This is a genomic window from Paraburkholderia sp. SIMBA_053 (assembly GCF_046534895.1).
Lineage (GTDB): Bacteria > Pseudomonadota > Gammaproteobacteria > Burkholderiales > Burkholderiaceae > Paraburkholderia > Paraburkholderia caledonica.
Genome location: NZ_JAWRXU010000001.1, coordinates 1,248,418 through 1,273,765, shown reverse-complemented (window position 1 = coordinate 1,273,765; position 25,348 = coordinate 1,248,418). Strand labels below are relative to the sequence as shown.

Below are 25,348 nucleotides of genomic sequence, written 5' to 3'. Positions count from 1 at the left end.
GAGTTTTACGAGGTGTTGCGACTCGTCGGCTGCAACATGGGACGTAGATTAACCGTGAAAAAGACTGCTAAACTGCACTTTCATTCACATCACATTTCAATTCCAGTGAATACTGGGACGCAGACTGCGACTGATTTCGAGTTTTTTATTCTTCTGGCGAAACTCAGAAGCATGTCAGGCGCCGCACGAGCTCTCGACCTGTCCCCGCCGGCTGCGACGAAGAGGCTTGGCGTCATTGAACAGCGACTCGGCGTACGACTTGTCAATCGAACTACCCGGAGCGTGAGTCTCACGCCTGAAGGCGAAACATATCTTCGGTATGCAACGCAGATAGTCGGACAGGTCCGCGAAATGGAGGAAGCGATCTCGGGAACGAAAGGTGACCCTCAAGGGCTCGTGCGCGTCAATGCGACGCTCGGCTTCGGCCGAACAACAATCGCGCCGTTGGTCTCGGATTTCGCAAAACGCTTCCCAAGCGTCGAAATCCAGTTTGAGGTCACCGATCGTCCAGTCGATCTTGTTGAAGGCGCGTTCGACATGGCGATAAGATTCGGCGAACTTCCAGACACTCGTTTGAGCGCGCGAAGAATCATGAGCAATCGCCGCTTCCTTTGTGCCTCGCCAAAATACCTGGAGAAGTACGGCACACCAGAGCGCGTCGAGGATCTAGCCCAACATCGTTGCATCATCCATCGCCAGAATAACGACGCGTATGGCGTCTGGCGTTATATCGTGAATGACCACACCGAGGCCATCAAGGTCAAAGGGGCCTTGTCGAGTAACGACGGCGACATCGTACTTCGCTGGGCGCTTGAAGGACACGGGATATTGATACGGTCTGAATGGGACCTGGCCAAATATGTGCAGAGCGGGCGTCTCCAACTTGTGCTGCCTAACACGGTTCTTCCGTCCGCCGACTTATTCGTCTACTACCCGAGGCAGAAGAATCAAACAGCCCGCGCGCGCGCATTCATTGATTTCCTCGTGAGTCGATTCCAGGCACCGTTCACTCCGGTGGAAACCGGCGCGGAGCCGCGGGAACGGAAGAAGCGCAGCCGCGGTTGATGAGTTGGAAGCAAGACAGACTTGAACGCTCGCATGCGCATTGTTCCTAACGTTGCTTTCGGTCGGTCTTGAGTTGACACCGTGACGAATCAACGCCCGAATGACTCAAGTTTGCCGCTGCGAGACGCTGACGATGGAAAGCGGCGAGTGGCCGAAGAGTTCGGTCGACTGGAGACCACCGCGTGGGGCAGCAAGCCGAGGGCGGTCGACGCCCCCATCTGACGGAGTGTCGTCTTCATTTCGCGTGAAGGTCTCCGATGATCGCTGGAAGCGCTTTCCTCAATTCGTCGAAGTTGTTGAAGATGTCGCGCTCGGGTACGACCGCCGGGATTACCTGCAGCCGCTCGAGAAGGTCGCGCTGCGACACCGAAACGCCAACGACCAGCACGCGCACCCCGGCCGCGTTTAGCCGCACCAGTGCATCGTCCAACGCATAGACGCCAGTCTGGTCCATGTACGAGATGCGATCCATGCGCAATACCAACAGCCTGCTCAGGAGTGTCGCCTGACGCGCGATGTCGAGGAACTTGCTGGCGAAGCCGAAGAAGATCGGCCCGTCGACGTGCTTGATCAGAAGTCTGTCGCGAAGTCCGGCGGGAATGGTCAGTTCGTCCGCCCAAGGCTCATCAGCGACCGGGGTAAGCATCGTCCGCTGCTCGGTAATGTCGCCCACCTTCTTCACAAAGACAAACGAAGCGACGACGAGGCCCGTGGCCACCGCGATGATGAGGTCGGTGAATACGGTTAGCGCGAGCACGAGGAGCATTAAAAAGGCATCCGACCGTGACAATTTAAGCAGGTGGCGGAAACTGCGGCGATCGATGATGCCGATTCCGACTGTCACCAGCAGGCCAGCGAGAATTGCACGGGGAACGTGCTGAAGCAATCCTGAAAGGCCAAGCAGCACGGCTGCCAGGAAGAGTCCATGGATCACGCCCGACAGGAGTGTTCTTCCCCCTGCATCGACGTTGACAACGGTGCGCATGGTGGCGCCGGCGCCGGGCAGCCCGCCAATCACGGCCGCTGCGATGTTGCCCAGGCCTTGCCCGATGAGCTCGCGGTTGCTGTCGTGCCGCGTACGCGTGAGGTTGTCGGCCACGAGCGCCGTCAGCAGCGAGTCGATGGCGCCTAGTAGCGATAGCTGGAGCGCGGCAGACACGAGGGAAGGCAGCCGGTGCAAGTCGAACGCCGGCATCGTCAGGGTCGGCAATCCGGACGGGATCTCACCGATTACGGGGACGTCGAGCTTCAGCATCACTGCAGTGATCGTCAGCACGATCAGCGCCACGAGGGAGGCCGGGATTACCTTGGTGAATCGGGGCAGGAGCAATGCGATTGCGATCGTCGACGCGGAAAGCGCAACGGCGCTCCACCTGATGTTGCCTCCCAGTAAATGCAACTGGCTGAGGATCGACCACGGGTCTGATCCCGGTGCGTTTGCGCCGAGCATCGGAAAGACCTGCTGCGTGATGATGATCACGCCGATGCCGCTCATAAAGCCCGAGATGACCGGGTAGGGCACATATCGGATATAGGACCCGATGCGCAGCAGACCGAAAGCGATTTGCATGAAACCGGCGACCACGAAGATTCCAACGACGAGTGGAAGGTTCGCGCTGCCAGAAGAATGCATGTTCGCCGCCAGCACACCTGCAACGACCAGCGTCATCGGCCCGGTCGGGCCTGTGATCTGCACCGGCGTGCCGCCAAACAGCGCGGCGACGATGCCGGTGACAATGGCACCGTAAAGGCCGGCCACCGGGCCGAGTCCCGAAGCGACGCCGAAGGCGAGCGCCAGCGGTAGCGCGACAACACCCGCCGCCACGCCACCGAAAATGTCGCCACGTCCGATCATTGGCGACGACTTGGTGGATTGAGGCTCAAGCATCTCTCTCATAGCATTGCTTCGGGTCCCATTTGACCGCTGACGGATCGGTTGTGCGCCTGCAACTGGAGCGTGGACACATTGGCTGACGGCGACTATCCGCTCGATCGTTGACACGAGCGGTGACCGTCAGGCTCTCATCCTAGAAGATAAATCGTATGCCGAGCACCGGTCCCTGCTGCGTCACGTCGTAGAGGAATCCCCCGTTTCTATGCCGGACATCGAGATAGCGGTATCCGGCGTAGGCGGTGAGCCATTTCTTGAAGCGGTAACCAACGCCACCGTAGATTTGCCATGTCCAATCGGACGAAATTCCGAATCCTCCGGCGTCCAGGTAGCCGTCGACGCTGAATCCGGTAGCGAACGGCAACGTCCCGCGCACGCCTATGACCGGATTCACCCATGCGTCACTGCTGCTGCCGCTTCTCCCGCGAAGGAGGGCACTGGTCAGTGTGAGCTCGTTGTTGACGTAGAAGATTCTTGCCCCCGCAAGGCCATCGACCGTAATTTTCGGCGAGTCAATGAACCGGTAGGCTCCGGCGATCGTGCTGTGGAAGTTCTGTTGTACGAGCGTTCCCGTCCCAAACAAGGGGCCTGGCGTCGATGCACTCGCTTTAAGTTTTATGTACTGTACGTCGCCAAGAATGGCGAAGCGGCCCTTCCATGCTTCACCGCTCACGAAAACGACCGCAGGCCAATCGATATGATTGAAGATGTCGCCAAAGCTCACGTCAATCGAGGAAGGCGGCAGACGTTCGAACACGCCTACGTCGCCGCGAACTCCCGACATCCAGAGATAAGGCGATATTTCGAAAGTCCAGCCGTTCCCTGTCTTGGTTTGGTCCGCTTGCGCCGACGCTGTCGCCGCCAGCGTGCCGAGCGTCAAGCACACGATCACATCGCGAAAGGGATGGCTGCTCGACATCTTTCTCTCTTTCGACATGGAAGGCACCCGGGCGCAAGCTCACAGTGATCCACACCTTGAAACCAGATTGACCGAAGCGCACATGCTCGTCCGTTTATTGCGCTTCCTCCGACAGGAAGAAGGAATAGTTGCATCGACCTTGCGTTTAAGCCACCTGGATCGTCAGCGGATGAAGCACGGCGGTGCGTCAGACGGCACCGCTTGGCTGACGGATGGGATGCCAGACGCGGATGCGACAGCGCCGGATCATGACGTCATTTCCATAGAGACAATCTCCGCCGTTTTTCAGGATGTTTGCCTGAGAACTCTTCGGGGCGCCCGGATCTGACATCGGAACATCATTCGTCGCGTTTCAGAAAAGATGCCCCGAACTGAGAGCCGTCCCCAAACCGCCCTGCGGTTTCGACTGCTTTGCTAGCCGTGTTGACTTTAAATCTAGTTGCATACGCTGGAAAAGCAAACATCAATCACCCACTCGTCATGCAGTTTCGTCATTGCGCTGATCATTGCGTATGCCGATTCTGTTGCGCTCCTAAGCATAGTCATGCGCTTACTCCGGCATGCCCTGAGTTCGCCAATGACGATGAAGGCAGACGGACTGTTCCCGTTCCCGTGTGCTCAGCAGCGAAACGGGGATTCGAATGGGCTCTGAATTTCCGCGACAACGATTCGTTACACCCGGCCGGGAGTCGGCTGTCGATGTCCGGAACGCCATCGATTCAAGAGTGCGGGATCAGGGGATGTTCTCCGGATCCTGCTCCATGTCCAGCGCCCTTCGTTGCATGTCGTCAAATTCTGGATCGGGTTCCAGTGAAGGTACGGCCGGCGCGGAATTCGCGCGCCGTGCACGGCTGGATTGAGTACTGTGCGCGTGCAGTGACTCGGCAATTGCTTCGTCTATGCGCGCGAGCAGATACGGAAAGAATGGATTCGACGAAATGCGGAACATGGAATCGAGGCTGATCGTCAACGCGCCCCGTTCACCGCGAGGCACAAATGCGCCCAGCGAAATACCGTAGCGCGAGTTTGCTGCGTTCGCGGGTTGCGTACCGTAAAGCGCATCGTCGGGTGGAAACGGAATCGCCACGTGTGAAAGCGAGAAGATCTGCGGCGGATACGAAAGACCAAGACTGCGCGTGCGGGCTACCGTCGTACCCGGTTCGACTACGCGCTCGATCGCGTAGTCAGCGCCATCAGGCAAGTTGCCGATCGTCGTCATCTGGTAGTCAACCGGCAGCGTTGGCAATACCTTTGCCAACGCCCGTGACGATGCCGGATCAATCAGCGGCCCGACTTTTGCACGGCGGTTCACATCGAACAGGACCAGTTCGCTCCCATCGTCCGGGAGCATGACGTAGAGCCGCTTGATGATTGCCGACGTGCTCACGGTAAAGTCGAGCACCGACTGGAAGGTCAATACCGGCGGCATGCCGTCGAGGCTGCTGCTTTGGGCGAGGCGGGCAATCTGCTCCTGCAATGCAATTGTGAGACCGTGCGACTGTCGCGCGCCATTGACTGGAAACGAGTTGTATTTGAAGGGATTGAATTCCGGCACGATACCCAGCCATGCGGCCTTCTCGAAAGGCGGCAGCAGTGCTGGAAGGGCAGCCAGACCCGCGAATCGTGCATAGCGCGTAATGCCGATCATCGGGGAGATCAAGATGATGTGCGATGGTCGAGCTAACGTGTTGTCCTCCAGACTGTCGAGCGCATACTTCATCGCGAGCGCGCCGCCATTTGAGAACCCGACGACGTGAAGCGGACGGTTCGGGCCCGCGCGCCGCTGCGCCTCGCGCACAGCGAGTCGTGTCGCTGCCATCCATGTTTTCCAGTCGACGTTTGTCAGACCGCCGGGCACCGTGCCGTGCCCGGGAAGGCGAATGCCGACTGCTACGAATCCGCGCTCGACATACCGCCGTGCAATGTGCCGCAGGCTGTACGGTGAATCGGTCAGGCCATGAAGCAGGACGACTGCTCCGACGGGATTGCCAGCTGGCAACATTTCATACGATCGGTTCCAGTCGTGATCAAAGCGCGGCGGGTAGATCGGGCTGCCCTCGAAATAGCGGTTCGACGGCACGCGTGCCTCGGGAGGCAGGCGATCAGTGACCTGTCTGCGCACCTCGTCGAACAGCGTGTCCTCGTGCTGCAGATAGATTGGCCAGTCGCTCTGATCAAGCCGCTCTGCGCTAAGTTCGTCCGGCACATAGGTGTGCCATCGTTCAAGAGGAGGCCCTGTTCGCGCATCGTAAGCGCGTAGCCCAAGCAGGGCAATCGCGAGCGCCACAAGGCCAAACCCCCAAAGGCGCACAGCGCGAACCATACGTGAACGGGTTTTCATGTCAGGTGGATAGAGACCATGCTTCTCACGACATACATGACGAGCCGCTTACCGATTGTGGGTTCGACAGGACCCGGAGAGATCGTCTCCTGCCTCCGGACAAACATGAGGATTGCTCTAAATGCCTATTGCCATACCGGATGGTAGTGCACATAGTTTGTCACCGGCAGCAAATCCGAGATGCCGTGGAGAAAGGCGATGAAGGATGCAAAGGTCGGTGCACGGCCACCCGAGGCAAACAGGCAGCACCAGCTGGGTAACCGGGAGTACGAGAAGGAGCTCGCCCGCCTTCACGTCGAACTGGTCAAGCTCCAGCAATGGGTCATTGCAACGGGCGCCAAGGTATGTGTCATTTTCGAGGGGCGCGACGGTGCAGGCAAGGGCGGGACGATCAAGGCGCTTACCGAGCGCGTGAGTCCGCGGATTTTTCACGTCGTCGCATTGCCAGCGCCGTCGGACCGCGAAAAATCCCAGATGTATATGCAGCGTTACCTGCCGCATCTGCCCGCGAGCGGTGAGATCGTCTTGTTCGATCGCAGCTGGTACAACCGCGCCGGGGTGGAACGGGTCATGGGGTTCTGCACGGAAGAACAGGCGAAGACATTTCTGAAAGACGCGCCATTGGTCGAGCGGGCAGTGACTGATTCGGGCATCATTTTACTCAAGTACTGGCTCGAAGTCGGTATGGAAGAACAGACGCGTCGACTGGAAGCGCGTATTCACGATCAGCGCAAGATCTGGAAGCTGTCGCCGATGGATCTTGAGTCGTACCAGCGGTGGTACGACTACTCCCGCGCACGCGACGAAATGTTCAGGGCGACAGACACGGAGTTCGCGCCCTGGTACGTGGTGAAGTCGGATGACAAAAAGCGGGCACGCCTAAATCTCATTAGCCACTTACTAAGCAGGATTCCCTATGAGGAAGTGGCGCGCGAAAAGGTCACGTTACCCAGACGACAGAAGCCCGGAGGGTACAAAGAGCCCGACTACCCATTCAGATTTGTTCCGGAGATTCGCGGATAACTTGGCCACCGCGATGCGTCGCAACGCGGTGGCCAACGCGGTGGCCGATGCGGTGTGTGCCGATGTGAAGCGTCTGACGTCGGCACAACTGGCCGACTGTCTCGGCCGGTGCATTGCCTGACGACTGCGGGCGTAAACCGCTGGTCAGAACCCCGGAGCGAGTACATACTGCCTTTCGCCAAAGCATTGTCTTCCATCGACGTGGTTTCGGCACTTGAACGTCTTTCCCGCATAACGGGGAATGGATAGGGAGGTCGCCATGACACCAATCCAGGGACTGTTTGCCGCGGTCTCCGCAGTTCTCCTCTTCCTGTACGGCCTTCAGGGCTTCAGTCGCGAACTCCAGGACGTGGGGGGTACGGCGCTGCAGTCGTGGCTAGGGCGCGTCACGGCGAGCCGCTGGCTTGGGTTTCTGGTCGGTGCGCTCGCGACAGCGATTGTGCAGTCAAGCAGTGCAATCACAGCGCTTGCAGTCACCCTGGTCGACGCATCCGTCATTTCCTTCCGGGCCAGTCTTGGGATCCTGCTCGGTAGCAATGTGGGAACAACGGCAACCGCCTGGCTCGTCTCCTTCAAGCTCACGGGCATCGGTCCTGTATTCATCGTGCTCGGGGCCCTGATTTCAGTGTTGCCGGTCCGCGCAAGGTACATTGGGAAAGCTGTTTTCTATTTTGGATTGATCTTCTTCGCGCTGGATCTGATATCCGCGGAGCTGAAGCCTCTGCAAGAGCGCCCACAGTTCAAGAGATGGCTTGCACTTGCAGAGGCTCCTTGGGCAGGCGTGCTCGCCGGCCTGGTGTTTACCGCTCTGGTCCAGTCCAGCAGTGTCACCACTGGTCTGGCAATTCTCCTTGTCCAGCAAGGTGTGCTGCCGCCCCAGGCAGCGATACCGATCGTCATCGGCTCTAACGTAGGTTCGACATCGACTGCGTTGATTGCAGGCCTCGGGATGAGTTCTGTCGCCAGGGCCACGGCAATTACCAACTTTCTGTTCAACGCAGCCGGCGTGCTGTGTTACTTCCCATTCCTGAGATCCTTCTCGCGAGCGATGGTGGAGCTGACCGCCAATCCGGGCATGGCGGTGGCATGGGCGCATCTGATTTTCAATCTTAGCGTCGCAATAGGCTTTCTTCTGGTGCTGACGTGGGTTGAACCCTTGCTCAGAAAATGGCTCGGCGCCGACGTTCGAACTGCGAGATCTGAACCGGCGTCATAAATGGCTGCCATCACGGACAAAACATTTCCTGGCTCCATGCCACATGGGCCAACGCGTGACGCGCAACTAACGCCGGGCCAAGCCCAGCGACCGCGTTCAGCTCGGATAAGAATGATGAATTTGTGGACGCGGTGGCGAAAGCGAATGTCCGAGGTACGATCGAAGCGATACGCCGAGGCACTAATTGGCTGCGATGCAACAGGATGGGAACGTAAAAGTTCTTCGATCCATGTACCACCTATACGGTGGTACGGTCGACTTCTTCGTTTGAAGGTGTCGCGCGAAGAACAAGAGGGCCGGCCGTACGGAGAACAAGCGCGACAGCTCGAATCGGAAATAGGTGTAATGCAAGCAGCTAGAGTCGGTTGGCACGGAAGGTTTCGCCGGGAGATCTCTCGCCATAATTAGTGACCGTCGCCTCAAGATCCGTGACTATACTGGTCAAATTGAGGTCGGATGTATGGCGCCGACTCATCTTCATTGGCGATTACCTCGTATAGCTCTTCAAGGCAGTTCTTCGCAACGGATCTCCTGGACCCGTTGAGGTGTCAAGACTCGGAGGCGGCCAGAAGGGCTTGGCCGACCGCGAAAGTGGATCATATGCAAATACCTCGAGCGTCCCTGCGCGGTTCGAGCAGAGTTGCGCGATTTGAGGAGCGAAGCATGACTGACGTCCGCTTGCTTTTCCGCAGAGCTATTCGAATCGTCGCTCTGATGTTGATACCGATGCCCGCGGTCGCGGAGAGTGATGCAGACCTCGCGAAGCAACTGAGCAACCCGGTCGCCGCATTGATCAGTGTCCCGTTCCAGTTCAATTACGATGCAAACATCGGAGCGAACAGGGACGGGGACCGATATCTTCTGAACTTTCAGCCAGTGATTCCCTTTCGTCTAAATGGCAACTGGAATCTCATTTCGCGCACCATCGCGCCGATTGTTTCGCAAAACAACGTTGCGCCCGGTTCCGGATCGCAGACCGGTCTAGGCGATGTCGTCCAGAGCTTCTTTTTTTCGCCAGCAAAGCCCACGCAAGGCGGACTGATCTGGGGTGTGGGCCCAGTGTTTCTTCTGCCGGTATCTACCGACCGGCTGCTGGGTGCCGAGAAGTGGGGCGCCGGGCCAACCGCTGTGCTGCTCTGGCAGGCTAACGGCTGGACGTATGGCTTTCTAGCCAACCACGTGTGGTCATTTGCCGGCGATGGCAACCGCGCCGGCGTGAGCTCGACGTTCATGCAGCCTTTCCTTAACTACACGACAAGGGACGCCTGGACATTCGTTCTGAACACGGAATCGACATACAACTGGAACCGGCATCAGTGGTCGACTCCAATCAACGCAACTGTCAGCAAGCTGCTGAAGGTCGGGGAACTGCCTGTGAACATCGGCGCAGGAGTGCGTTACTGGGCCGCAAGCCCGGATACCGGCCCTCACGGCTGGGGCGCGCGCCTCGTCGTGACCCTGCTTTTCCCGAAGTGACAGTCAGTGGTTGATCGTCGGCCGGCTTCGGGCGCGGCGGCACACCTACCGCGCTTACATTAACCGGTCCGGTTCAGTGCTTCATGCCGTATCCGGCGACTGCCATGGCTGTCGAGAAAATTGAGGAGCGTATGCAACGTTTAGCGTCGAATTCGCTTTCGGGTGCGTTCGAGAGGGGAGCCCCGACGAACATAACCGGGAGCGTGTTCGATTTCCTCAAACTGAAATTGGCGGGCCCGCTTGTTACTTGCGCCAATGGCCGCGCTCCCATTGCGCTGCAGGCTGGTTGACCTCGATCTCTTCAATCGGCGCGCTGTCAATAAGTATGACAGCCGACATCACCATACTTTGGAGGACATATGGATTTCCTCGAAAAATCGTTGATTCGGACCATCGGTGCCGCGGTTGTAAGCGTCGCGGCATTCTTTGCCCAGGCAGCTGCGGGTGAAAGCGATACCGCGGTTAGCGCCGATGCAAGCCAGCATTTTCATCGCGAGGGAAAAGTGCCCTCCCGATTCACCGTCGAATTGCGCAACGGAGTCAAAAGACAATTACCCTTCGAAGATCAACGGGACTTTGAAGAGAACAAGCGAGGCCTCATCGCCGTGCCGCCGTTCCAGAAGATCATGGCTGACGCCGGCAACGTCGCGTGGGATATGCAAAGTTATAGCTTTCTGCTGGAAGGCAAGGACTTTGAAAGTATCAACCCTTCGCTGCAGCGCCAGGCCATCCTCAATATGGCTTATGGCCTCTATGAAGTAGTCCCGGGACGAATCTATCAGGTGCGGGGCTTTGACCTTGCCAACATCACCTTCATTAAAGGCGACACCGGATGGATCGTTTTTGACCCACTGACCGCGGCTGAAACCGCACGGGCCGCGTTGAAGTTCGCCAATGAGAAACTGGGTAGTCGTCCAGTGGTGGCAGTGATTTACTCGCATTCACATATCGATCACTTCGGCGGTGTGCGAGGCGTGGTAAACGAGGCCGACGTGCAATCGGGCAAGGTCAAAATCATTGCGCCAGAGGGGTTCCTCCAAGAAGCAATTTCCGAGAACATCTTTGCGGGGAACGCGATGACGCGCCGTAGCCGCATTCAGTACGGTACGCTATTGGAGCGTAGTCCATTCGGCCATGTGGACCAGGCGATCGGCAAGAATGTCGCGTCGGGTAGCGTCGGCCTTATCCCGCCCAATGTCTCCATTACGAAGGACTTCGAGAGCCTAACCGTAGATGGCGTGAAGATGATTTTTCAAAACACGCCCGACACAGAAGCCCCCGTCGAGATGAACACCTACTTCCCTGAGTGGAAAGCTTTCTGGGGCGCAGAAAATGTCACCGCGACAATCCACAACATCTACACGTTGCGCGGCGCCCCGGTCCGCAATGCGCTCAATTGGTCGAAGGAAATCAACAAAGCGCTATACAATTTTCCCGACATGGAAGTGATGTTCGCCTCGCACAGCTGGCCACGTTGGGGTAACGCCCGGATTCAGGAAGTACTACGCGCGCAGCGCGATCTCTACGCCAACATGAACAATCAGGTATTGCATCTGGCCAACGAGGGTGTAACGATCAACGAAGTTCAGAATGTCTACCGCGTGCCGCCGAGCCTGCAACGTCAGTGGGCGGCACGCAGCTATCACGGCTCGGTTGAGGTCAATGCCCGCGCTATCATCAACCGCTTTATCGGCTACTGGGACGGCAATCCCACTACACTCATTCCGCTATCGCCCCGCGATAGCGCCCCCCTCTATGTCGAAATGATGGGCGGCGCTGGGAAGATCATTCCCAAAGGACGCGAATTGATCGGGCAGGGCAAGTACCTGCAAGCCAGCGAAATACTCAACCGGCTAGTGTTGGCTGAGCCGAGCAATCAGGTGGCACGCAACCTTCTCGCCGACGCGTTCGAGCAAATTGGCTATCAGCGGGAATCGTCGAGCGTACGCAACGCTTTTTTAAACACTGCCTATGAACTGCGCAGCGGGATACCGAGCGGAGTGGCGGCTTCCTCGACCGGCCCAGATGTTATTCGTGCGATGACCACAGAGCAATGGCTCGACTACCTTGCCATCAGCATGGATAGCCGCAAGGCCGAGGGAATGAAGTTCACCATCAATCTGATTACACCGGACACCGGTGAAAAGTTCTTGATCGAGATGAGCAATTCCACGCTCACAAATATCAAAGGCTTCCAGGATCCCAAGGCCGATCTGACAATCACATTGAATCGTACAGATCTGAACCAGGTGATGATGGGCTCCAAAAGCTTCGAAGCGTTGGAGACGGAAGGTAAGGCCCAATTCGGCGGCGACCGTCGCCCGTTCGAGCAACTGCGCAGCACCCTGGTTCAATTTACGCCGGACTTCGAAGTCTTTCCTGGTACCCGAAATGCTCGCGCGACGCCTGCAGCGACGAAGCCTTTCCAGATGATCGTACAGCCCGCAATAATGTTCGCAGACTGATGTACGCCGAAAACCCAAAACGTGAATACGGATCGCTGCGACGGTTTGCGTTGATAGGATGAGTTCGTTCTCCTCCCATACGACTCTTGCTGCGGCGCTGGCGTTCACGGGCGGCAGGACTTCGATCGCGAAATCCTATGCGTGCGCCTTGCTACCCGTACGCATGGCCGGGAATGGCAAACGTTCGTTGGGGAAGCAAATCCGGCCGACGATCCCTGACACCGATCAATTGAAAGGCCGATGTACTTTGCGAACCGCCATTCGGTCGGTGACAGCCCGAACGGCCGAGAAGGGTCGAACAGAGTCGGCCACTGTCTCGCAGGTGCAGCAATCGGGCGTTATGCGGCGCGTCTCGCTCACGGTCTCGTGAGCGAGACGCGCTTGCTCCCGCATTGTCATCTGCTCGGTTACGAGGTCTCAGTACGTAACTGACCGTTCCGACGTTGGCGGCACTTACAACCGGAATCGTGCGATTCTCTAGCAAAGTGCTAGCGCGCGGGCCGGAGTTGTATCGGATTACTTACCGATAAGCGTTGCACCCCTCGACCGCCTGCGCCAGCAAAATTCGCCAACCAGCAGTGGTGGCTCAGAGATCGGTCAGCCCTCGATATTCGTACAAGAACCGCACGAAGCCACGTTAAACACTTTTTTGTATCCCAACGTATCTGGAAGGCACAAGGGTACATGTGCATACACACAGACGGCTTTTCGACACGATTGAGATACGTCCATACGCTCAAATACCTCCATCGCATGCGGAGCATGACACAGCCGCGCAGGACCATTTGAGGTATTGCATATGCAGCACCATCCAAACCCAACGAATGAACTGAACAGCGCTATTAGCCAATCGCTGAGCAGTCATATCGCGACTAACTGTTTACTTACGCGCGCTCGCCAGATTTCCCGCGTATTGACCGCGATTTATGACGACGCGCTGCGGCCGTTCGGCATCGTCGCGCCGCAGTTCTCGTTGCTCGTGCTAATCGCAGAGTGGGCGCCGATCAGCCGATCCGAGCTCGGCCGACGGAGCCGTCACGACCGGTCCACGCTGACCAGAAACCTGCGACCGCTGATCGTTCAGGGCTGGGTGGCTGAAGGCGCGCCAGCGGGCGACGGGCGGAGCCGTCCGCTTTCGCTCACCGTCGAAGGCGACGCACTGCTCAGGCGCGCCGCGAGTGCGTGGTCATCAGCACAGAGCCACGCGACGCATGCTCTCGGAAACGAGGGCGTCGACGACCTCATGAATATCGCTCGCGAATTGGCGCTGCGTGCTGCGTGAAATTGTTCTCTGAATGTTGCATACGCAACATCGTTCAAAACCCGTCCTAATGTTCTAGTCAAGGAGTCTGTCATGAAAGTCGTCAAAGCCGCCGCAGTCCAGATTAGCCCCGTGCTCTATAGCCGTGAGGGTACCGTTGCAAAAGTCGTGCAGAAGATCCATGAACTCGGTGAGAAGGGTGTGCAGTTCGCCACCTTCCCCGAAACGGTCGTGCCGTATTACCCGTACTTTTCAGCGGTGCAAACGGGCATCGAACTCCTGTCCGGCACCGAACATTTGCGACTGCTCGAACAGGCCGTGACCGTACCCTCTGCCGCAACCGACGCAATTGGCGATGCCGCGCGGAAGGCCGGTATGGTGGTGTCGATTGGTGTGAATGAGCGCGACGGTGGCACGCTGTACAACACGCAGTTGCTTTTCGATGCAGACGGTACGCTGATTCAGCGGCGGCGGAAGATTACGCCGACGCATTTCGAGCGCATGATTTGGGGCCAGGGAGACGGGTCAGGCTTGCGCGCCGTGGATAGTGCAGTGGGGCGTATCGGCCAGCTTGCGTGCTTCGAACACAACAACCCGCTCGCGCGCTACGCGCTGATTGCCGACGGCGAGCAAATCCACTCGGCGATGTACCCCGGTTCGGCATTCGGCGACGGCTTTGCGCAACGAATGGAAATCAACATTCGCCAGCATGCGCTCGAGTCCGGCGCATTTGTTGTCAACGCAACGGCGTGGCTCGATGCCGGGCAGCAGGCGCAGATCATGAAGGACACCGGCTGTGGAATTGGTCCGATCTCGGGCGGCTGTTTCACCGCCATCGTATCGCCAGACGGCACTCTGATGGCAGAGCCGTTGCGTTCTGGTGAAGGCGAAGTGATCGTCGATCTGGACTTCACGTTGATCGACCGCCGCAAGATGCTGATGGATTCCGCCGGCCACTACAACCGCCCTGAACTTCTGAGTCTGATGATCGACCGTACGCCTACGGCTCACGTTCACGAGCGCACTGTGCATCCGGTGGCGATCGACACGAAAAGTGCAGATGACGTTCACACACCGGTTGCATGACCGCCACCATTCTGACTGACCGTTCTATCGATGGTGGGACACGTTTCAACATTATCTGAGGTAAGTGCTATGACGACGAATGCGAGCCATGAACGGCCCATTCTTAAGCCCACGAGCATGTATGACTTCGTCAAGCTGTATGTCGCGGACTTCACGCGCGGCGCGACAATCTGAACGGAACCGGAGGCCGATACCATGTCGAACGACATCCCTCAATCCACATCTCGCCGGCACTTTGTCGGCATGACGGCTGCGGCGCTCGCCGCAGGCTCGCTAAGCCAGTTCGCTTTCGCCGACACGAATCAGGCCATAGGCAAGATCACGGAACCCGCGAATGGCGACAAGACAGCAATCCGCCCGTTCCGTGTTTACGTCCCCGAGTCGCAACTCGTCGACCTGCGGCGTCGCATCAACGCGACGCGCTGGCCGGATCGTGAGACGGTGCCCGACGAGTCGCAGGGCGTTCAACTCGCGACCATTCAGGGGCTCGCGCATTATTGGGCGACGGGCTATGACTGGCGCAAGTGCGAAGCACGGCTCAATTCGTATCCACAATTCATGACCGAGATCGACGGACTCGATATCCATTTCATCCACGTGCGATCAAAGCATGAAAACGCAATGCCGTTGATCGTGACGCACGGTTGGCCCGGCTCGGTGATTGAACAGTTCAAGATCATCGATCCGCTCGTCAATCCGACCGCATATGGCGCACCGGCGTCGGACGCGTTTCACCTCGTCATTCCGTCGTTGCCGGGCTATGGTTTTTCGGCGCGGCCTCAGACCACGGGCTGGGGACCGGAGCGTACCGCGCGCGCGTGGGTCGTCTTGATGAAGCGCCTCGGCTATCAGCGCTTTGCTTCGCAAGGCGGTGACCTCGGCGGAATTGTCTCGAACATCATGGCCAAGCAGGCACCACCCGAACTGATCGGCATTCACGTGAATTTCCCCGCATCAGTGCCGGCCGATATCCTGAAGTCAATCGCATCAGGCGATCCGATGCCAACGGGTCTTTCCGACGAAGAGAAACACGCATATGAACAATTGAGCGTCAACGCGAAGAAAAAGCGCGGCTACGCTTTCGAAATGGGTACCCGCCCGCAGACGTTGTACGGATTGGCCGACTCGCCCGTCGCGCTGGCTTCCTGGATGCTCGACCATGGCGACGGCTACGGTCAGCCCGCTGCGGCGTTGAGTGCGGCCGTGCTCGGTCATCCAGTCAACGGTCACTCTTCGGGGGCGCTGACGCGCGACGACCTGCTCGACGACATCACGCTCTACTGGTTGACCAATACTGGCGTGTCGGCGGCGCGCTTCTACTGGGAGTCGCGCGCCAACTTCTTTCTGGCGGCCGACGTCAACGTGCCTGCCGCGATCAGCGCGTTTCCGGGAGAAAACTACCAGGCACCGAAGAGCTGGACCGAAAAGGCGTATCACAATCTGATCTACTTCAATAAGCCCGAAACGGGCGGCCATTTTCCGGCATGGGAGGTGCCGACGATCCTGGCCAATGAAGTACGCACAGGGTTGAGGTCCTTGCGTACCTGAAACGCTTGGCGCGCATGTTGTCCGCGGCAACCGCGCGCTGTCTGAGAGAGCGGCGGCTTGCGACGCACTACGCGAACGACGCCGGGTCGGCGTTGCCACCGCAAATCACGACGGCGATCTTTTCACCGGGCGAGCGCACATAGGCGCCCGAGGTCAGCGCGGCGAAAAAGCGGTTGCGCCTCCGGGCTCCGCGGCGATCCTGAACTTTTGCCATAGCGCGATTTGCGATACGCGTTGGATGCGGAAGAACTGATCGCCGGTTTGACCTGCGTCGCGGGGCCGGTGGTGAGTGGAGGACAGGTTCGTGGCGCGCTATCCGTTGCGGGCCCAACGGCTCGCATTGGCAATCCAGCCGCCTTGGCGAAGATCCTGAAAGCGGCGGTTAACGCATTCGCGCAGTAAATGAGTAACAACGGATGCACCGGTACACCGCGATCGACAACGTGATATTCGTTGATCGGGCGCAAACCGGTGCGACAGGGGACCGCAGGGAAACGACCGGACGGAGCGTTAGCATCAATACGTCGTTGAACACAACACCTGTTGATCGCGTCGTGCACGCAAGAACAAAGCAGTGGTGTTGTAAACGTAATCGCGCTAACCGGGAGTATGAAATGTCTGCCACCTCTGTTCTCATCAGCATGATCCCTATGTGGGGAATCCTTCTAGTCGCATCCGGCACGGCTGTGTACCTGGTGTTCTGGCGCAAGGTCATCAAATAAGCGTGCCGTCCTGTCGGTCAGGTTCGTCTTTTGCTGCACATGACGCGCGCGAAAAGACAAGGCGCAAACTACTAACTTTTGACTGACTACGGCTGTTCCCCCTGCTAACCTTCAGATCAATGAACGTGCGCCGCTGGCCTGATGTCGAGCGCACTCGCTCAGGATGGCGAAACATTGATGCCGGAAAAAGGGGGTTCTATGACCGTTGCAGCGCTAGCGCGTGGCACGCGCGCACTCCATGATCGTCAGCGGTCGTTAGCCAAACGGTGGGCCGGGTTAGGGCTTGCCGCGGCGACGCTTCTCTACGGTCACGCGAGTGTCGCGGCAGGACCTCTACCGCAGGGCGGCAGTTTCGTCGGCACCACGGGCAGCATCGCGCAGAACGGCCGGAACCTGAACATCACACAAGCGGGCGGGCGCGGCATCATCAATTGGGACAGTTTTTCGATCGGTGCGGGGAACACCGTGTCGATCAACAACGGCACGGGCGCGACGCTCAACCGCGTGACCGGCAGCGATGTGTCCGCGATCTACGGCGCGCTCAACGCGACGGGCAGTGTGTATCTCATCAACCCAAATGGCGTGCTGATCGGTCGAACCGGCGTGATTTCGACGGGTGGCCGCTTTCTGGCATCGACCCTCGATGTTTCCGACGACAGCTTCCTCAATCCGCGCGCGATCGGCGGAACGGCCTACACCGGGAATTCCACGGCCAATGTCGTCAATCTCGGCAGGATTTCGTCGTCTGGCGGCGACGTTCTGCTTATATCGGCCAGCAAGGTCGTCAATGCAGGAAAGATAGATGCGCCCAACGGCAACGCGGAATCTGCCGTGGGGCGTCAGGTGCGCTTGTACGATAGCGCTTATCAGCAGCTTTCCGTCGATGTGGGAAGCGGCGGCACGATCAGGAACACGGGCACCGTCGAAGCGGCGACCATCAACCTTCAGGCGGCGGACGGCAACATCTTCGCGCTGGCCGGTCGCTCGGGTGCGCTGCGCGCGACGGGCACGGCGACGCGCGACGGACACGTCTGGCTTGTCGCGGACACCACCATAAACTACCGCGTCAACACAGGCAACATCGATGCACGCGGCGCTCAGATCAGCGCTCGCAACGCGGACGGCAGCCGCGGCGTAGTGGAGATGTCCGGCGGCAGCGTCAAGGTGGGCGGCGCAGACGTCCAGGCCAGACAGTGGAACATCACAACCGGAGATTTCACCGTCGATGCGCGCACCGCCGACACGCTCGGCGCCAGCCTGAGCCGCGGCGCGTCGGTCAACGTGCTGGCGAATGGCGCCGACGGCAAGCTGGGCGCGAACGGCAAAGGCAACATCGACGTGGAAGCGAGTCTGCGCTGGCGCGGTGACGCGTCGCTTAATCTCAATGCCGCGCACTCGCTGACCATCGCGCCGCGCGTCACAATCGCCAACATCGGCGCAGGCCCGCTGACGCTTTCCGCCGACAGCTATGGCTTCGACAGCGGCGGGAGCGTGATCAATCAGGGCACGCTCGACTGGTCGCGAAGCACCGGCATCATCACGGCGCTTTACGACATCAACGGCACTTTCACACGCGGCACGGTCGTCACGAATCCGTCATGGCAGGCCGCGCCGTTCAGTGGGCTGCTCACGCAATTCACGGCTTATCAGCTAATCGCGTCGCTGGACGACCTGCGCGCGGTGAACAACAATCTCGCGGGCAACTATGCGCTGGCTCCGCGCGGAATTGAATTCGTCGATGCGGGCGAGTTCGGCGGGATTGGCTCCGCCGACCATCCGTTCACCGGCCAGTTCGACGGCATGGGCCATCTGCCGGCAGATCTTCATCTCGCCGCTAATGCCGGAATGTTCAACGTGATCGGCAAAGATGGGGTGGTGCGCAACTTCACGCTGGCAGACGGCACGGGGACGTCGTCCTCGGGGCCTGTAGGTTTGCTCGCGGCAGTCAATTACGGGACGCTGATCAATGTCGGCGCGACAGGCATCATCACGTCCACGGGCAACGCGAACTCGGTGATCGGCGGGCTGGTTGGCGAGAATTTCGGCAACATCGAGCGGTCGTGGGCGGGTGTGAACATCACCGGCACGGGTGAACTGGGCGGGCTGGTCGGACGCAACGACGGGCACATCGATCGTTCGTATTCGCTCAACTCGATGACAGCCGGCGCGCCGAGCACTTTTGGCGGCCTGGTCGGCACGAACAATGGCGACATCGTGCGTTCTTACGCCTTCGCGTTCCAGATGAGCGGCGGCACGACGGTCGGCGGACTGGTTGGCAACAATACCGGCCGCATTGAGCAGTCGTACGCGTATGCGAAGCTCACGCCGGACGCCAACGCGACAGTGGGCGGCATCGCGGGCAACAATAGCGGCAGCATCGCCAACGACGTCTTCTGGAACAGTGAGTCGTCGGGCGCGCAAGCCGGCGTCGGTTCGGGCACGGCCGTGGCCAGTTCGAGCGGCCTCACCGACCTGGAATTGCGCGATCCTGCAAGCTTCGGACCGACATGGGACTTCGGTGCAAACGGCACTTGGGTGGCAGGCTATTTTGGGCCGTCGCTGAACCGGCTCGCGCAACCATGACGCGGTGTTACTTGCGAACTAGCTGTTGATGCGCGCGTCAGCCCGGCTACCTTAGTTTAGGAATTTCGGGCACCGCAGGTTTGTCCCGCTCGCGACGGTGAGCTTCCACCAAACGCATCCGGCTCATGATCGCCATCGTCATCTTGTATCTGGGACTTTGCCTTGATCTGCCTGGCGGCTCTTCACATGATCGATGAAGGCGCGCAGTTTCGGCATGACTTGCCGGCGGCTTGGATAGTACAGAAACACGCCTGGTATCACCGGCGCTAACGGCTTCAGCACTTCTACCAGTTTTCCGGTTCGCAGTCCTTCGGCGACCATCGGCTCAGGTAACTGGGCAAGGCCTATACCTTCCATTGCCGCACCCAGCATGGTGGGGAAATCATGGGCGATGAAAGGGCCGCTTACGGCGATCTCGATCGCATTGCCGCCGTTGTTGAATGACCATAGCGCGAGCGCGCCGCTGGATTTGCGCCACCGCAAGCATGCGTGTTGCCGCAGATCGTCGGTGTGCTCCGGCCGGCTGCGCGCCGCGAAGTAGGCTGGGCTGCCGACAACGACGAAACGAAGCGGCGGCGTCAACGGCACGGCGACCATGTCCGCCTCGACGAACTGACCCAGCCGGATACCGGCATCGAACCCTTCAGTTGCAAGGTCGACCAGATCGCTGCTTGCGGCGATCTCCACTTCGACCTCGGGATAAGCCTGGTGGAACGATGCGATCAGAGGATCGAGCAGCAGTGGCACCACCGCACGCGGCACCGAAAGACGCAGCAATCCGCTGGGCCGCTGGCCGAGGCCACGCGCAACGTCGCTGGCGGCGACGAGTTCCTCGAACGCAGGCTTTGCGCGCGAAAGAAACTGTTCGCCTGCTTCGGTCAGGCCGACGCTACGCGTGGTGCGTATGAAGAGCACTGCGCCAATGCGCTCTTCCAGCACACGCACCGCCTGACTGATCGCCGACGGCGTCACGCCGAGTTCCGCGGCTGCCCTGCGAAAACTGCGATGCCGGGCAACGCACAAGAACGCCTCCACGCCATCGAGCGCGCCCTGCCTGACTGTGAAGATCTGCTTCATAGCCCGTCAACATTGTGATGAATAGTCGCTCGCGAGAGACGATGGTACACCTATGCCTGTGGGCAAAGAGTCGTACCGATGTGGACTCGCAAGCTCTCGACAATGCGTCAGGACCGTGGAGGAACCTTGCAATGAAGGATGCACTTGATGGCGTGCGTGATCACTATCGTGCGACAGGACTGACCGAGCGGCTGAAGGTCGCGCTCGTGGCTTTCGGACCGGAAGATCAGCCGCTCACACCCGAGCAACTGGCCGCGCTCGACCAGTTTCACACCCGTGGTATTGCTGCCACCGCCGAGCTTGCCGCGCTGGCCGGCATCACCTCTGACATGTCGGTGCTGGACATCGGGTCGGGTGTTGGCGGGCCGGCCCGTTTTCTGGCTGCAACGTACGGCTGCCGCGTGACGGGTATCGATCTCAGCGAGCCGTTCGTGGATGCCGCACGCTATCTCAGCCGGCGCACCGGGCAGAGTGAACAGGTGTCGTTCCATGCCGGCAGCGCGCTGGATCTTCCCTTCGACGACAACTGTTTCGACGCCGTGTTGCTGCAGCACGTCGCAATGAACATTGCGGACCGCCCACGGCTGTACCAGGAGATCCGGCGCGTGCTGAAGCCGGGCGGCAGATTTGCGACGTTCGACGTCGTCGCAAACGGCGGCGAGCCGCACTATCCCGTTCCCTGGGCGCGGACGCCGGCAACGAGCTTTCTCCTCACGGCCGATGAAACGCACGCGGCGATCGAACAAGCAGGTTTCAGCACGCTGGCATCGCAAGACGACACCGGGACAGCGAAGGCCTGGTTTGTGCAGTTGCGTGCGTCAGGGCCGCCGTCCTCGCTCAATCTCGGCGTGGTGATGGGGTTGGACTTCGCCCAGCTCACCACCAACCTGGGCCGAAATCTCATGGAAGGCCGACTCGGCATCTTGACAGCGGTGTTCGAGAAAGCATCCGCGAAGACTGCAAATCACCTGGAGAACCGCTGATGACCGCCGTCCGCGTCCCCGTCGATATCGTCCCGCGCGCTCCCGCGTGGCGCAGCCTGTTTTGGCTCATCCCGTCGGTGGCGCTGTGGATCGTATTGATCTATTGGCAGCCGATCATCCCGACCAGCGGCGTACCGACCACTGCTCATCAGTTGACGGTTCATGCGTTAATCGCGGTGGGTTTGTGGCTAGGCCTCGAAAGCACGGACCTGACGCCGGGCGAACGGCGTACGACCTGGCTCGCGGTCATGATCCCAGACACGCTTTGGTTCGCTGTTGTCTGGAGCGCGGCGATCAATGGCGCCTTCCGCACGGATGCCTCGCCCTTGCCGATGTTGCCGTTGGCGATCTTCGTGCCGGTGATGGTCGGCGCTCCGCTGCTGCTGTTGTCAAAGCGGGTGGGACGGGTGCTCGATGCGATGCCGGCAAGCTGGCTTGTCGCTCTGCAGCTTTACCGGATATTCGGCAGTTGGGCGCTCGCTGCGTGGCTGCACGGGTTGCTGCCGGGCGTGTTCGCGTTACCGGCGGGAATCGGCGATGTGCTGACCGGTCTGCTTGCCGTGCCGGTGGCAATTGCTGTGGCCAGCGGTGCAGAACAAGGGCGGAAGGCGGCGATCGCCTGGAACGTGTTCGGCCTCGCCGACTTCGCCGTCGCGATTACCTTGGGGATGATCACTTCGCCCGGTCCATTCCAGTTGATCGTTCCAGCCGTGCCAAGCATCGGCGCCGGCGCTTATCCAGATGTGCTGACTCCTGCGTTCGTAGTGCCAGGGTCGATCCTGCTGCATGCACTGTCGCTGCGCCAACTGATGCGGCGACGCGCAGGCTGATCTGCATGACGCCCTTCAATGCGCCCGACGACACTTCGTGCCGGTCATTATTCCGCCGGGTGTCGTCAGTTTCGGACGTCTCAGACCGGGCTCGTGTCGGCGCTTGCCACGCAAGCGCATTCACAATGGAGTTTCTTTGCTAAGGGGAGCTGATTACTGACGGACGGAGTTGTCCGGTCACTCACAGATCGACTGCGAAGAGAAAAGCGGATCACACCAGCAAAGTAACGCCTGCCCAGACAATCAGCACGACGCCCAGCACGCGGCCGACTCGCTCTCCGCCGGGCAGGATTTTTTCCACGAATACGATCAGCGCCAGCGCGGCGATCCAGATGAGATTCATGATGCCGCCGACGAACAGCAATGCCATTAGCAGCCAACAACAGCCCACGCAGTAAATTCCATGACGCATTCCGAGCAGGAAGCTGCCTGCAACGCCAGGGCGCCAGTGCGCAGTGAGAAAGTTGACAGGTGAACGGCACTGCGCGAGGCAGGCGCGCTTAATCCGCGAGAACTGGTAGAGGCCCGCCGAGGCCAGAACAATCGCGGAAAGCGGAGCGCTCCTCGACCACAGCATCATTTCCGAAATGAGGCCGGTCGGTTGCAGCAGCTCCTGGAGCGATGCCGCGCAGATTGAGAAGGCCAGCCATGCGGTCAGGTAACCGGCCAGCAGAAACATCGACGGGACGGCCGAACTGGACTCGGTGGACGCGTGGTGCCGCAACACGCGTCGATATAACAGGATCAGCGGCGCCGCGCTGGGTGTCATCATTGCGATCATCATCACCCACCACATCAGGATCACGGTGGGCAACGACAGATCCATTCCCCCGCCGCCGTCTGCCAGTCGATGAGGGAACAGCGCGACGGCCGTCATCTCCAGCGCGGACATGCCGATTCCCGCGCCGGTCCACACGTAGGCCCACGAAAACGCGACAACGGCAACAATGCCGAGCGCGGTGATCACGCGCTCGCGCCCCACGGCAATTTCGAAGCTGCTCATGCCGCGGCGCGATGCCGGATCGGTCCTTTGTTATTCAGGTGAAGTTGCGCGAACTGCGCATAAGTCCCCTTGAGATCCAGTGCGATGTTTCCCTGCGAGCGGCTCGTGCCGGAGCCGATCTCGGCAAGTTCGTATTCGAACCCGTGAGGCAGGTCGATCCGGACGCGGTGCTCGTCGCCCGTTACTGGATTGCGAATCGGTTCGCCGACGACGTCGAATACGCCCTCGACATGAACCCGGCCGCGCCTGGCGTCGACATCGACGTCGAAGTCGATTTTCGTAAAGACCGGGTCGAATGCATGCTCGACCGTCGATGCAAAAACGGCGAACATCGTCGCGAACGGTTCGGTGTCCTGCCCCGTCATGATTTTCAGAATGGCTTCTCGTTGCGCGGGGCTAGCTCGTTCGTCGACGATCGGCTGGCACTTGCCCTTACCTTCGTGGATCGGCCCGGGCCACTGAAACACGACCGCAAGCTTGACGCCGTCTAGCGGCACGTCGCCGTAATAACCGTTGCTGATCGAGATGGCGCCCATTGCTTCGCAGAAGCCGTTGTTCGGCAGGGCGTTGAACTGGCAGGGGCAGCCGTATGAGCAATTGCAATTGACGAGTTCGGTGCCTTGAATTTCCCAGGGAGTCATGGTCGTCCTCCTTGTGCCCCGCGACGGGTCACGTGGCTCGAATCTAGTGTATGCAGGGGAAAAGGAAAGTTAAAGCCTGGGCTGAGGTGCGCGGTCTGTAAGTTGCTGCCGGCAACCGTTGTGCTCGACCGGTAGCGCAGCAAGTGATCCGTGCCGGACTCGGACAGCCAGACTTCTCCCGGGCGGCCCATCATCTGGCGTACGTTCGCATGTGAGCGAGGCAGCGCAAACGTCTCGAATCGTTCCGTTTGCGGGTCGAAGCGCACGAGCGCGTTAGCGCTCCATTCGCTGAGCCAGACGATGTCCTTGTCGTCGACGAATATTGCATACACATGCGGATCGGCGCCCGGCAGTTTCCATTCGCGCCACCGACGCGCCGCCGGGTCGAACACTCCCACCTTTCCCGCGTTCCACTCGCTGATCCAGACGCGACCTTTCGAATCGGACCATGCGCGGCGCGCTCCCTGTTCCGGTGTCGGCGGCTCGATGACTTGAGCCGTGCCGCTCACCGGGTCGATGCGGCCAAGGTAGTTGCCGGCCAGTGAAGCGAAGTACACGCTGCCGTCGGGGGTGACACAGATTCCATAGGCACCCGGCCCGCGCGGTGCATCGAACACGCGCATTTTGCCGGTTGCCGGGTCTAGCTCACCGTAGATTCCGCCTTGTCCTGTAAACCACAGATGCCCGCGTTTGTCGAAAACGGCGGTGTTCAGGTTGGCGTTCTGTCGGTCTTTGGGCAATGGGAAGCGCGTGACAGCGAGTGTCTTCGAATCGACACGTACGATCGCGTTCAACCCGCCATCGGTGATCCATGCGGCTCCGTCCGGACCGACGATCACGCCATGCGGCGCCGATCCGTTGCCGAGCGCAATCCGTTCCGTCTTGCCGCTGCGCGGGTCCAGCCTTCCGACCGCGCCTTGCCCCTGCGCGGTGTACCAGACGGCACCGCCAGGCTCTGGCGCGACATCGTGGGGTGCGCTACCGGACGGCACGGCAAACGAGTCGAACGAAGGGGACTGAGCCTGTACCGAAGCTGTGACTAACATCGCGCCAGCGAGTACCGACGCAAAGTATTGCGAGAAACGGAGCGCGTAGATTTTCTTCGCCGGTGCTCGCGCCGATGCGTTTGCGATGTGAATCACGTTTGCCTCCGTAACCAGAGTTGGCTTGCACATGCACGCCATGTTTATTGTGGCACTTACCGGAAGAATTCTCGGG

The 25,348-nt window shown here is 59.6% G+C and carries 20 protein-coding genes; 12 read left to right on the top strand and 8 right to left on the bottom strand.

The features are described 5' to 3' along the window. Positions 1-105 precede the first annotated feature (105 nt). On the top strand, positions 106-1,065 hold the full coding sequence (locus SB753_RS05765) for a LysR family transcriptional regulator (protein WP_410799634.1): 960 nt from the start codon (positions 106-108) through the stop codon (positions 1,063-1,065). Positions 1,066-1,300: 235 nt separating this feature from the next. On the opposite strand, the gene SB753_RS05760 is transcribed toward SB753_RS05765, so the two are convergent. The 3 genes from SB753_RS05760 to SB753_RS05750 form a co-directional block, all read right to left on the bottom strand. Further along, a complete protein-coding gene (locus SB753_RS05760) occupies positions 1,301-2,920 on the bottom strand; it encodes a SulP family inorganic anion transporter (RefSeq protein ID WP_410799420.1) in 1,620 nt (539 codons plus the stop codon). A 172-nt stretch (positions 2,921-3,092) separates the two neighbouring features. Continuing rightward, positions 3,093-3,893, bottom strand: coding sequence for a hypothetical protein (locus tag SB753_RS05755; protein WP_410799418.1), 801 nt, complete (start codon positions 3,891-3,893; stop codon positions 3,093-3,095). A 715-nt stretch (positions 3,894-4,608) separates the two neighbouring features. Further along, a complete protein-coding gene (locus SB753_RS05750) occupies positions 4,609-6,081 on the bottom strand; it encodes an alpha/beta hydrolase (protein ID WP_410799416.1) in 1,473 nt (490 codons plus the stop codon). 333 nt (positions 6,082-6,414) lie between these two features. On the opposite strand from SB753_RS05750, the gene ppk2 reads away from it, so the two are divergent. The 7 genes from ppk2 to SB753_RS05715 all read left to right on the top strand — a co-directional run bounded on the left by ppk2 (position 6,415) and on the right by SB753_RS05715 (position 16,291). Next, entirely contained in the window at positions 6,415-7,239 is an 825-nt protein-coding gene (gene ppk2 / locus SB753_RS05745) for a polyphosphate kinase 2 (protein WP_410799414.1), read from the top strand. Between the two features lie 259 nt (positions 7,240-7,498). Next, on the top strand, positions 7,499-8,455 hold the full coding sequence (locus SB753_RS05740; RefSeq protein ID WP_088174140.1) for a Na/Pi cotransporter family protein: 957 nt from the start codon (positions 7,499-7,501) through the stop codon (positions 8,453-8,455). Between the two features lie 663 nt (positions 8,456-9,118). Further along, entirely contained in the window at positions 9,119-9,931 is an 813-nt protein-coding gene (locus tag SB753_RS05735) for a transporter (protein WP_410799412.1), read from the top strand. Between the two features lie 359 nt (positions 9,932-10,290). Then, on the top strand, positions 10,291-12,396 hold the full coding sequence (locus tag SB753_RS05730; RefSeq protein WP_410799410.1) for an alkyl/aryl-sulfatase: 2,106 nt from the start codon (positions 10,291-10,293) through the stop codon (positions 12,394-12,396). A gap of 913 nt (positions 12,397-13,309) precedes the next feature. Continuing rightward, positions 13,310-13,678, top strand: a complete 369-nt coding sequence (locus tag SB753_RS05725; RefSeq protein ID WP_310351675.1) for a MarR family winged helix-turn-helix transcriptional regulator — start codon at positions 13,310-13,312, stop codon at positions 13,676-13,678. Between the two features lie 72 nt (positions 13,679-13,750). Further along, on the top strand, positions 13,751-14,743 hold the full coding sequence (locus SB753_RS05720; RefSeq protein WP_088174142.1) for a carbon-nitrogen hydrolase family protein: 993 nt from the start codon (positions 13,751-13,753) through the stop codon (positions 14,741-14,743). Positions 14,744-14,938: 195 nt separating this feature from the next. Continuing rightward, a complete protein-coding gene (locus SB753_RS05715; RefSeq protein ID WP_410799408.1) occupies positions 14,939-16,291 on the top strand; it encodes an alpha/beta fold hydrolase in 1,353 nt (450 codons plus the stop codon). A gap of 67 nt (positions 16,292-16,358) precedes the next feature. Here the strand turns inward: SB753_RS05715 and SB753_RS05710 are convergent, their stop codons facing one another. Further along, a complete protein-coding gene (locus SB753_RS05710; protein WP_410799406.1) occupies positions 16,359-16,505 on the bottom strand; it encodes a hypothetical protein in 147 nt (48 codons plus the stop codon). An 8-nt stretch (positions 16,506-16,513) separates the two neighbouring features. Between SB753_RS05710 and SB753_RS05705 the strand changes: the two genes are divergently transcribed. Beyond that, entirely contained in the window at positions 16,514-16,693 is a 180-nt protein-coding gene (locus tag SB753_RS05705) for an IclR family transcriptional regulator C-terminal domain-containing protein (protein ID WP_410799404.1), read from the top strand. Positions 16,694-17,211: 518 nt separating this feature from the next. Next, positions 17,212-19,596 (top strand): filamentous hemagglutinin N-terminal domain-containing protein, encoded by a 2,385-nt coding sequence (locus SB753_RS05700; RefSeq protein ID WP_410799402.1) that lies wholly within the window; start codon positions 17,212-17,214, stop codon positions 19,594-19,596. Positions 19,597-19,734: 138 nt separating this feature from the next. On the opposite strand, the gene SB753_RS05695 is transcribed toward SB753_RS05700, so the two are convergent. Next, entirely contained in the window at positions 19,735-20,673 is a 939-nt protein-coding gene (locus tag SB753_RS05695; protein ID WP_410799400.1) for a LysR family transcriptional regulator, read from the bottom strand. 131 nt (positions 20,674-20,804) lie between these two features. Between SB753_RS05695 and SB753_RS05690 the strand changes: the two genes are divergently transcribed. Then, positions 20,805-21,656: a class I SAM-dependent methyltransferase gene (locus SB753_RS05690; RefSeq protein WP_410799399.1), complete on the top strand. Its 852-nt coding sequence runs from the start codon at positions 20,805-20,807 to the stop codon at positions 21,654-21,656. Beyond that, a complete protein-coding gene (locus SB753_RS05685) occupies positions 21,656-22,486 on the top strand; it encodes an MFS transporter (RefSeq protein ID WP_410799397.1) in 831 nt (276 codons plus the stop codon). The genes SB753_RS05690 and SB753_RS05685 overlap by 1 nt, the downstream gene beginning before the upstream one ends. A gap of 211 nt (positions 22,487-22,697) precedes the next feature. Here SB753_RS05685 and SB753_RS05680 read toward each other — a convergent pair whose 3' ends face one another. The 3 genes from SB753_RS05680 to SB753_RS05670 are packed head-to-tail and all read right to left on the bottom strand — an operon-like array spanning position 22,698 to position 25,176. Further along, the gene (locus SB753_RS05680; protein WP_410799395.1) at positions 22,698-23,489 is read right to left on the bottom strand and encodes a DUF2182 domain-containing protein; all 792 of its coding nucleotides are present in this window, start codon (positions 23,487-23,489) and stop codon (positions 22,698-22,700) included. Continuing rightward, positions 23,486-24,130 (bottom strand): DUF1326 domain-containing protein, encoded by a 645-nt coding sequence (locus tag SB753_RS05675; protein ID WP_204521933.1) that lies wholly within the window; start codon positions 24,128-24,130, stop codon positions 23,486-23,488. Before SB753_RS05675 ends, SB753_RS05680 begins: the two co-directional genes overlap by 4 nt. Continuing rightward, a complete protein-coding gene (locus SB753_RS05670) occupies positions 24,127-25,176 on the bottom strand; it encodes a lyase (RefSeq protein ID WP_410799632.1) in 1,050 nt (349 codons plus the stop codon). Before SB753_RS05670 ends, SB753_RS05675 begins: the two co-directional genes overlap by 4 nt. Between the last annotated feature and the right edge of the window lie 172 nt (positions 25,177-25,348).

Excerpts from the sequence above, each read along its gene's own strand:
- SB753_RS05700 (WP_410799402.1), top strand. The coding sequence starts at position 17,212 with ATGACCGTTGCAGCGCTAGCGCGTGGCACGCGCGCACTCCATGATCGT.
- SB753_RS05680 (WP_410799395.1), bottom strand. The coding sequence starts at position 23,489 with ATGAGCAGCTTCGAAATTGCCGTGGGGCGCGAGCGCGTGATCACCGCG.
- SB753_RS05685 (WP_410799397.1), top strand. The coding sequence starts at position 21,656 with ATGACCGCCGTCCGCGTCCCCGTCGATATCGTCCCGCGCGCTCCCGCG.
- SB753_RS05735 (WP_410799412.1), top strand. The coding sequence starts at position 9,119 with ATGACTGACGTCCGCTTGCTTTTCCGCAGAGCTATTCGAATCGTCGCT.
- SB753_RS05670 (WP_410799632.1), bottom strand. The coding sequence starts at position 25,176 with ATGTTAGTCACAGCTTCGGTACAGGCTCAGTCCCCTTCGTTCGACTCG.
- SB753_RS05710 (WP_410799406.1), bottom strand. The coding sequence starts at position 16,505 with ATGGCAAAAGTTCAGGATCGCCGCGGAGCCCGGAGGCGCAACCGCTTT.
- SB753_RS05675 (WP_204521933.1), bottom strand. The coding sequence starts at position 24,130 with ATGACTCCCTGGGAAATTCAAGGCACCGAACTCGTCAATTGCAATTGC.
- SB753_RS05720 (WP_088174142.1), top strand. The coding sequence starts at position 13,751 with ATGAAAGTCGTCAAAGCCGCCGCAGTCCAGATTAGCCCCGTGCTCTAT.
- SB753_RS05740 (WP_088174140.1), top strand. The coding sequence starts at position 7,499 with ATGACACCAATCCAGGGACTGTTTGCCGCGGTCTCCGCAGTTCTCCTC.
- SB753_RS05690 (WP_410799399.1), top strand. The coding sequence starts at position 20,805 with ATGAAGGATGCACTTGATGGCGTGCGTGATCACTATCGTGCGACAGGA.
- SB753_RS05760 (WP_410799420.1), bottom strand. The coding sequence starts at position 2,920 with ATGATCGGACGTGGCGACATTTTCGGTGGCGTGGCGGCGGGTGTTGTC.
- ppk2 (WP_410799414.1), top strand. The coding sequence starts at position 6,415 with ATGAAGGATGCAAAGGTCGGTGCACGGCCACCCGAGGCAAACAGGCAG.
- SB753_RS05695 (WP_410799400.1), bottom strand. The coding sequence starts at position 20,673 with ATGAAGCAGATCTTCACAGTCAGGCAGGGCGCGCTCGATGGCGTGGAG.
- SB753_RS05715 (WP_410799408.1), top strand. The coding sequence starts at position 14,939 with ATGTCGAACGACATCCCTCAATCCACATCTCGCCGGCACTTTGTCGGC.
- SB753_RS05755 (WP_410799418.1), bottom strand. The coding sequence starts at position 3,893 with ATGTCGAAAGAGAGAAAGATGTCGAGCAGCCATCCCTTTCGCGATGTG.
- SB753_RS05730 (WP_410799410.1), top strand. The coding sequence starts at position 10,291 with ATGGATTTCCTCGAAAAATCGTTGATTCGGACCATCGGTGCCGCGGTT.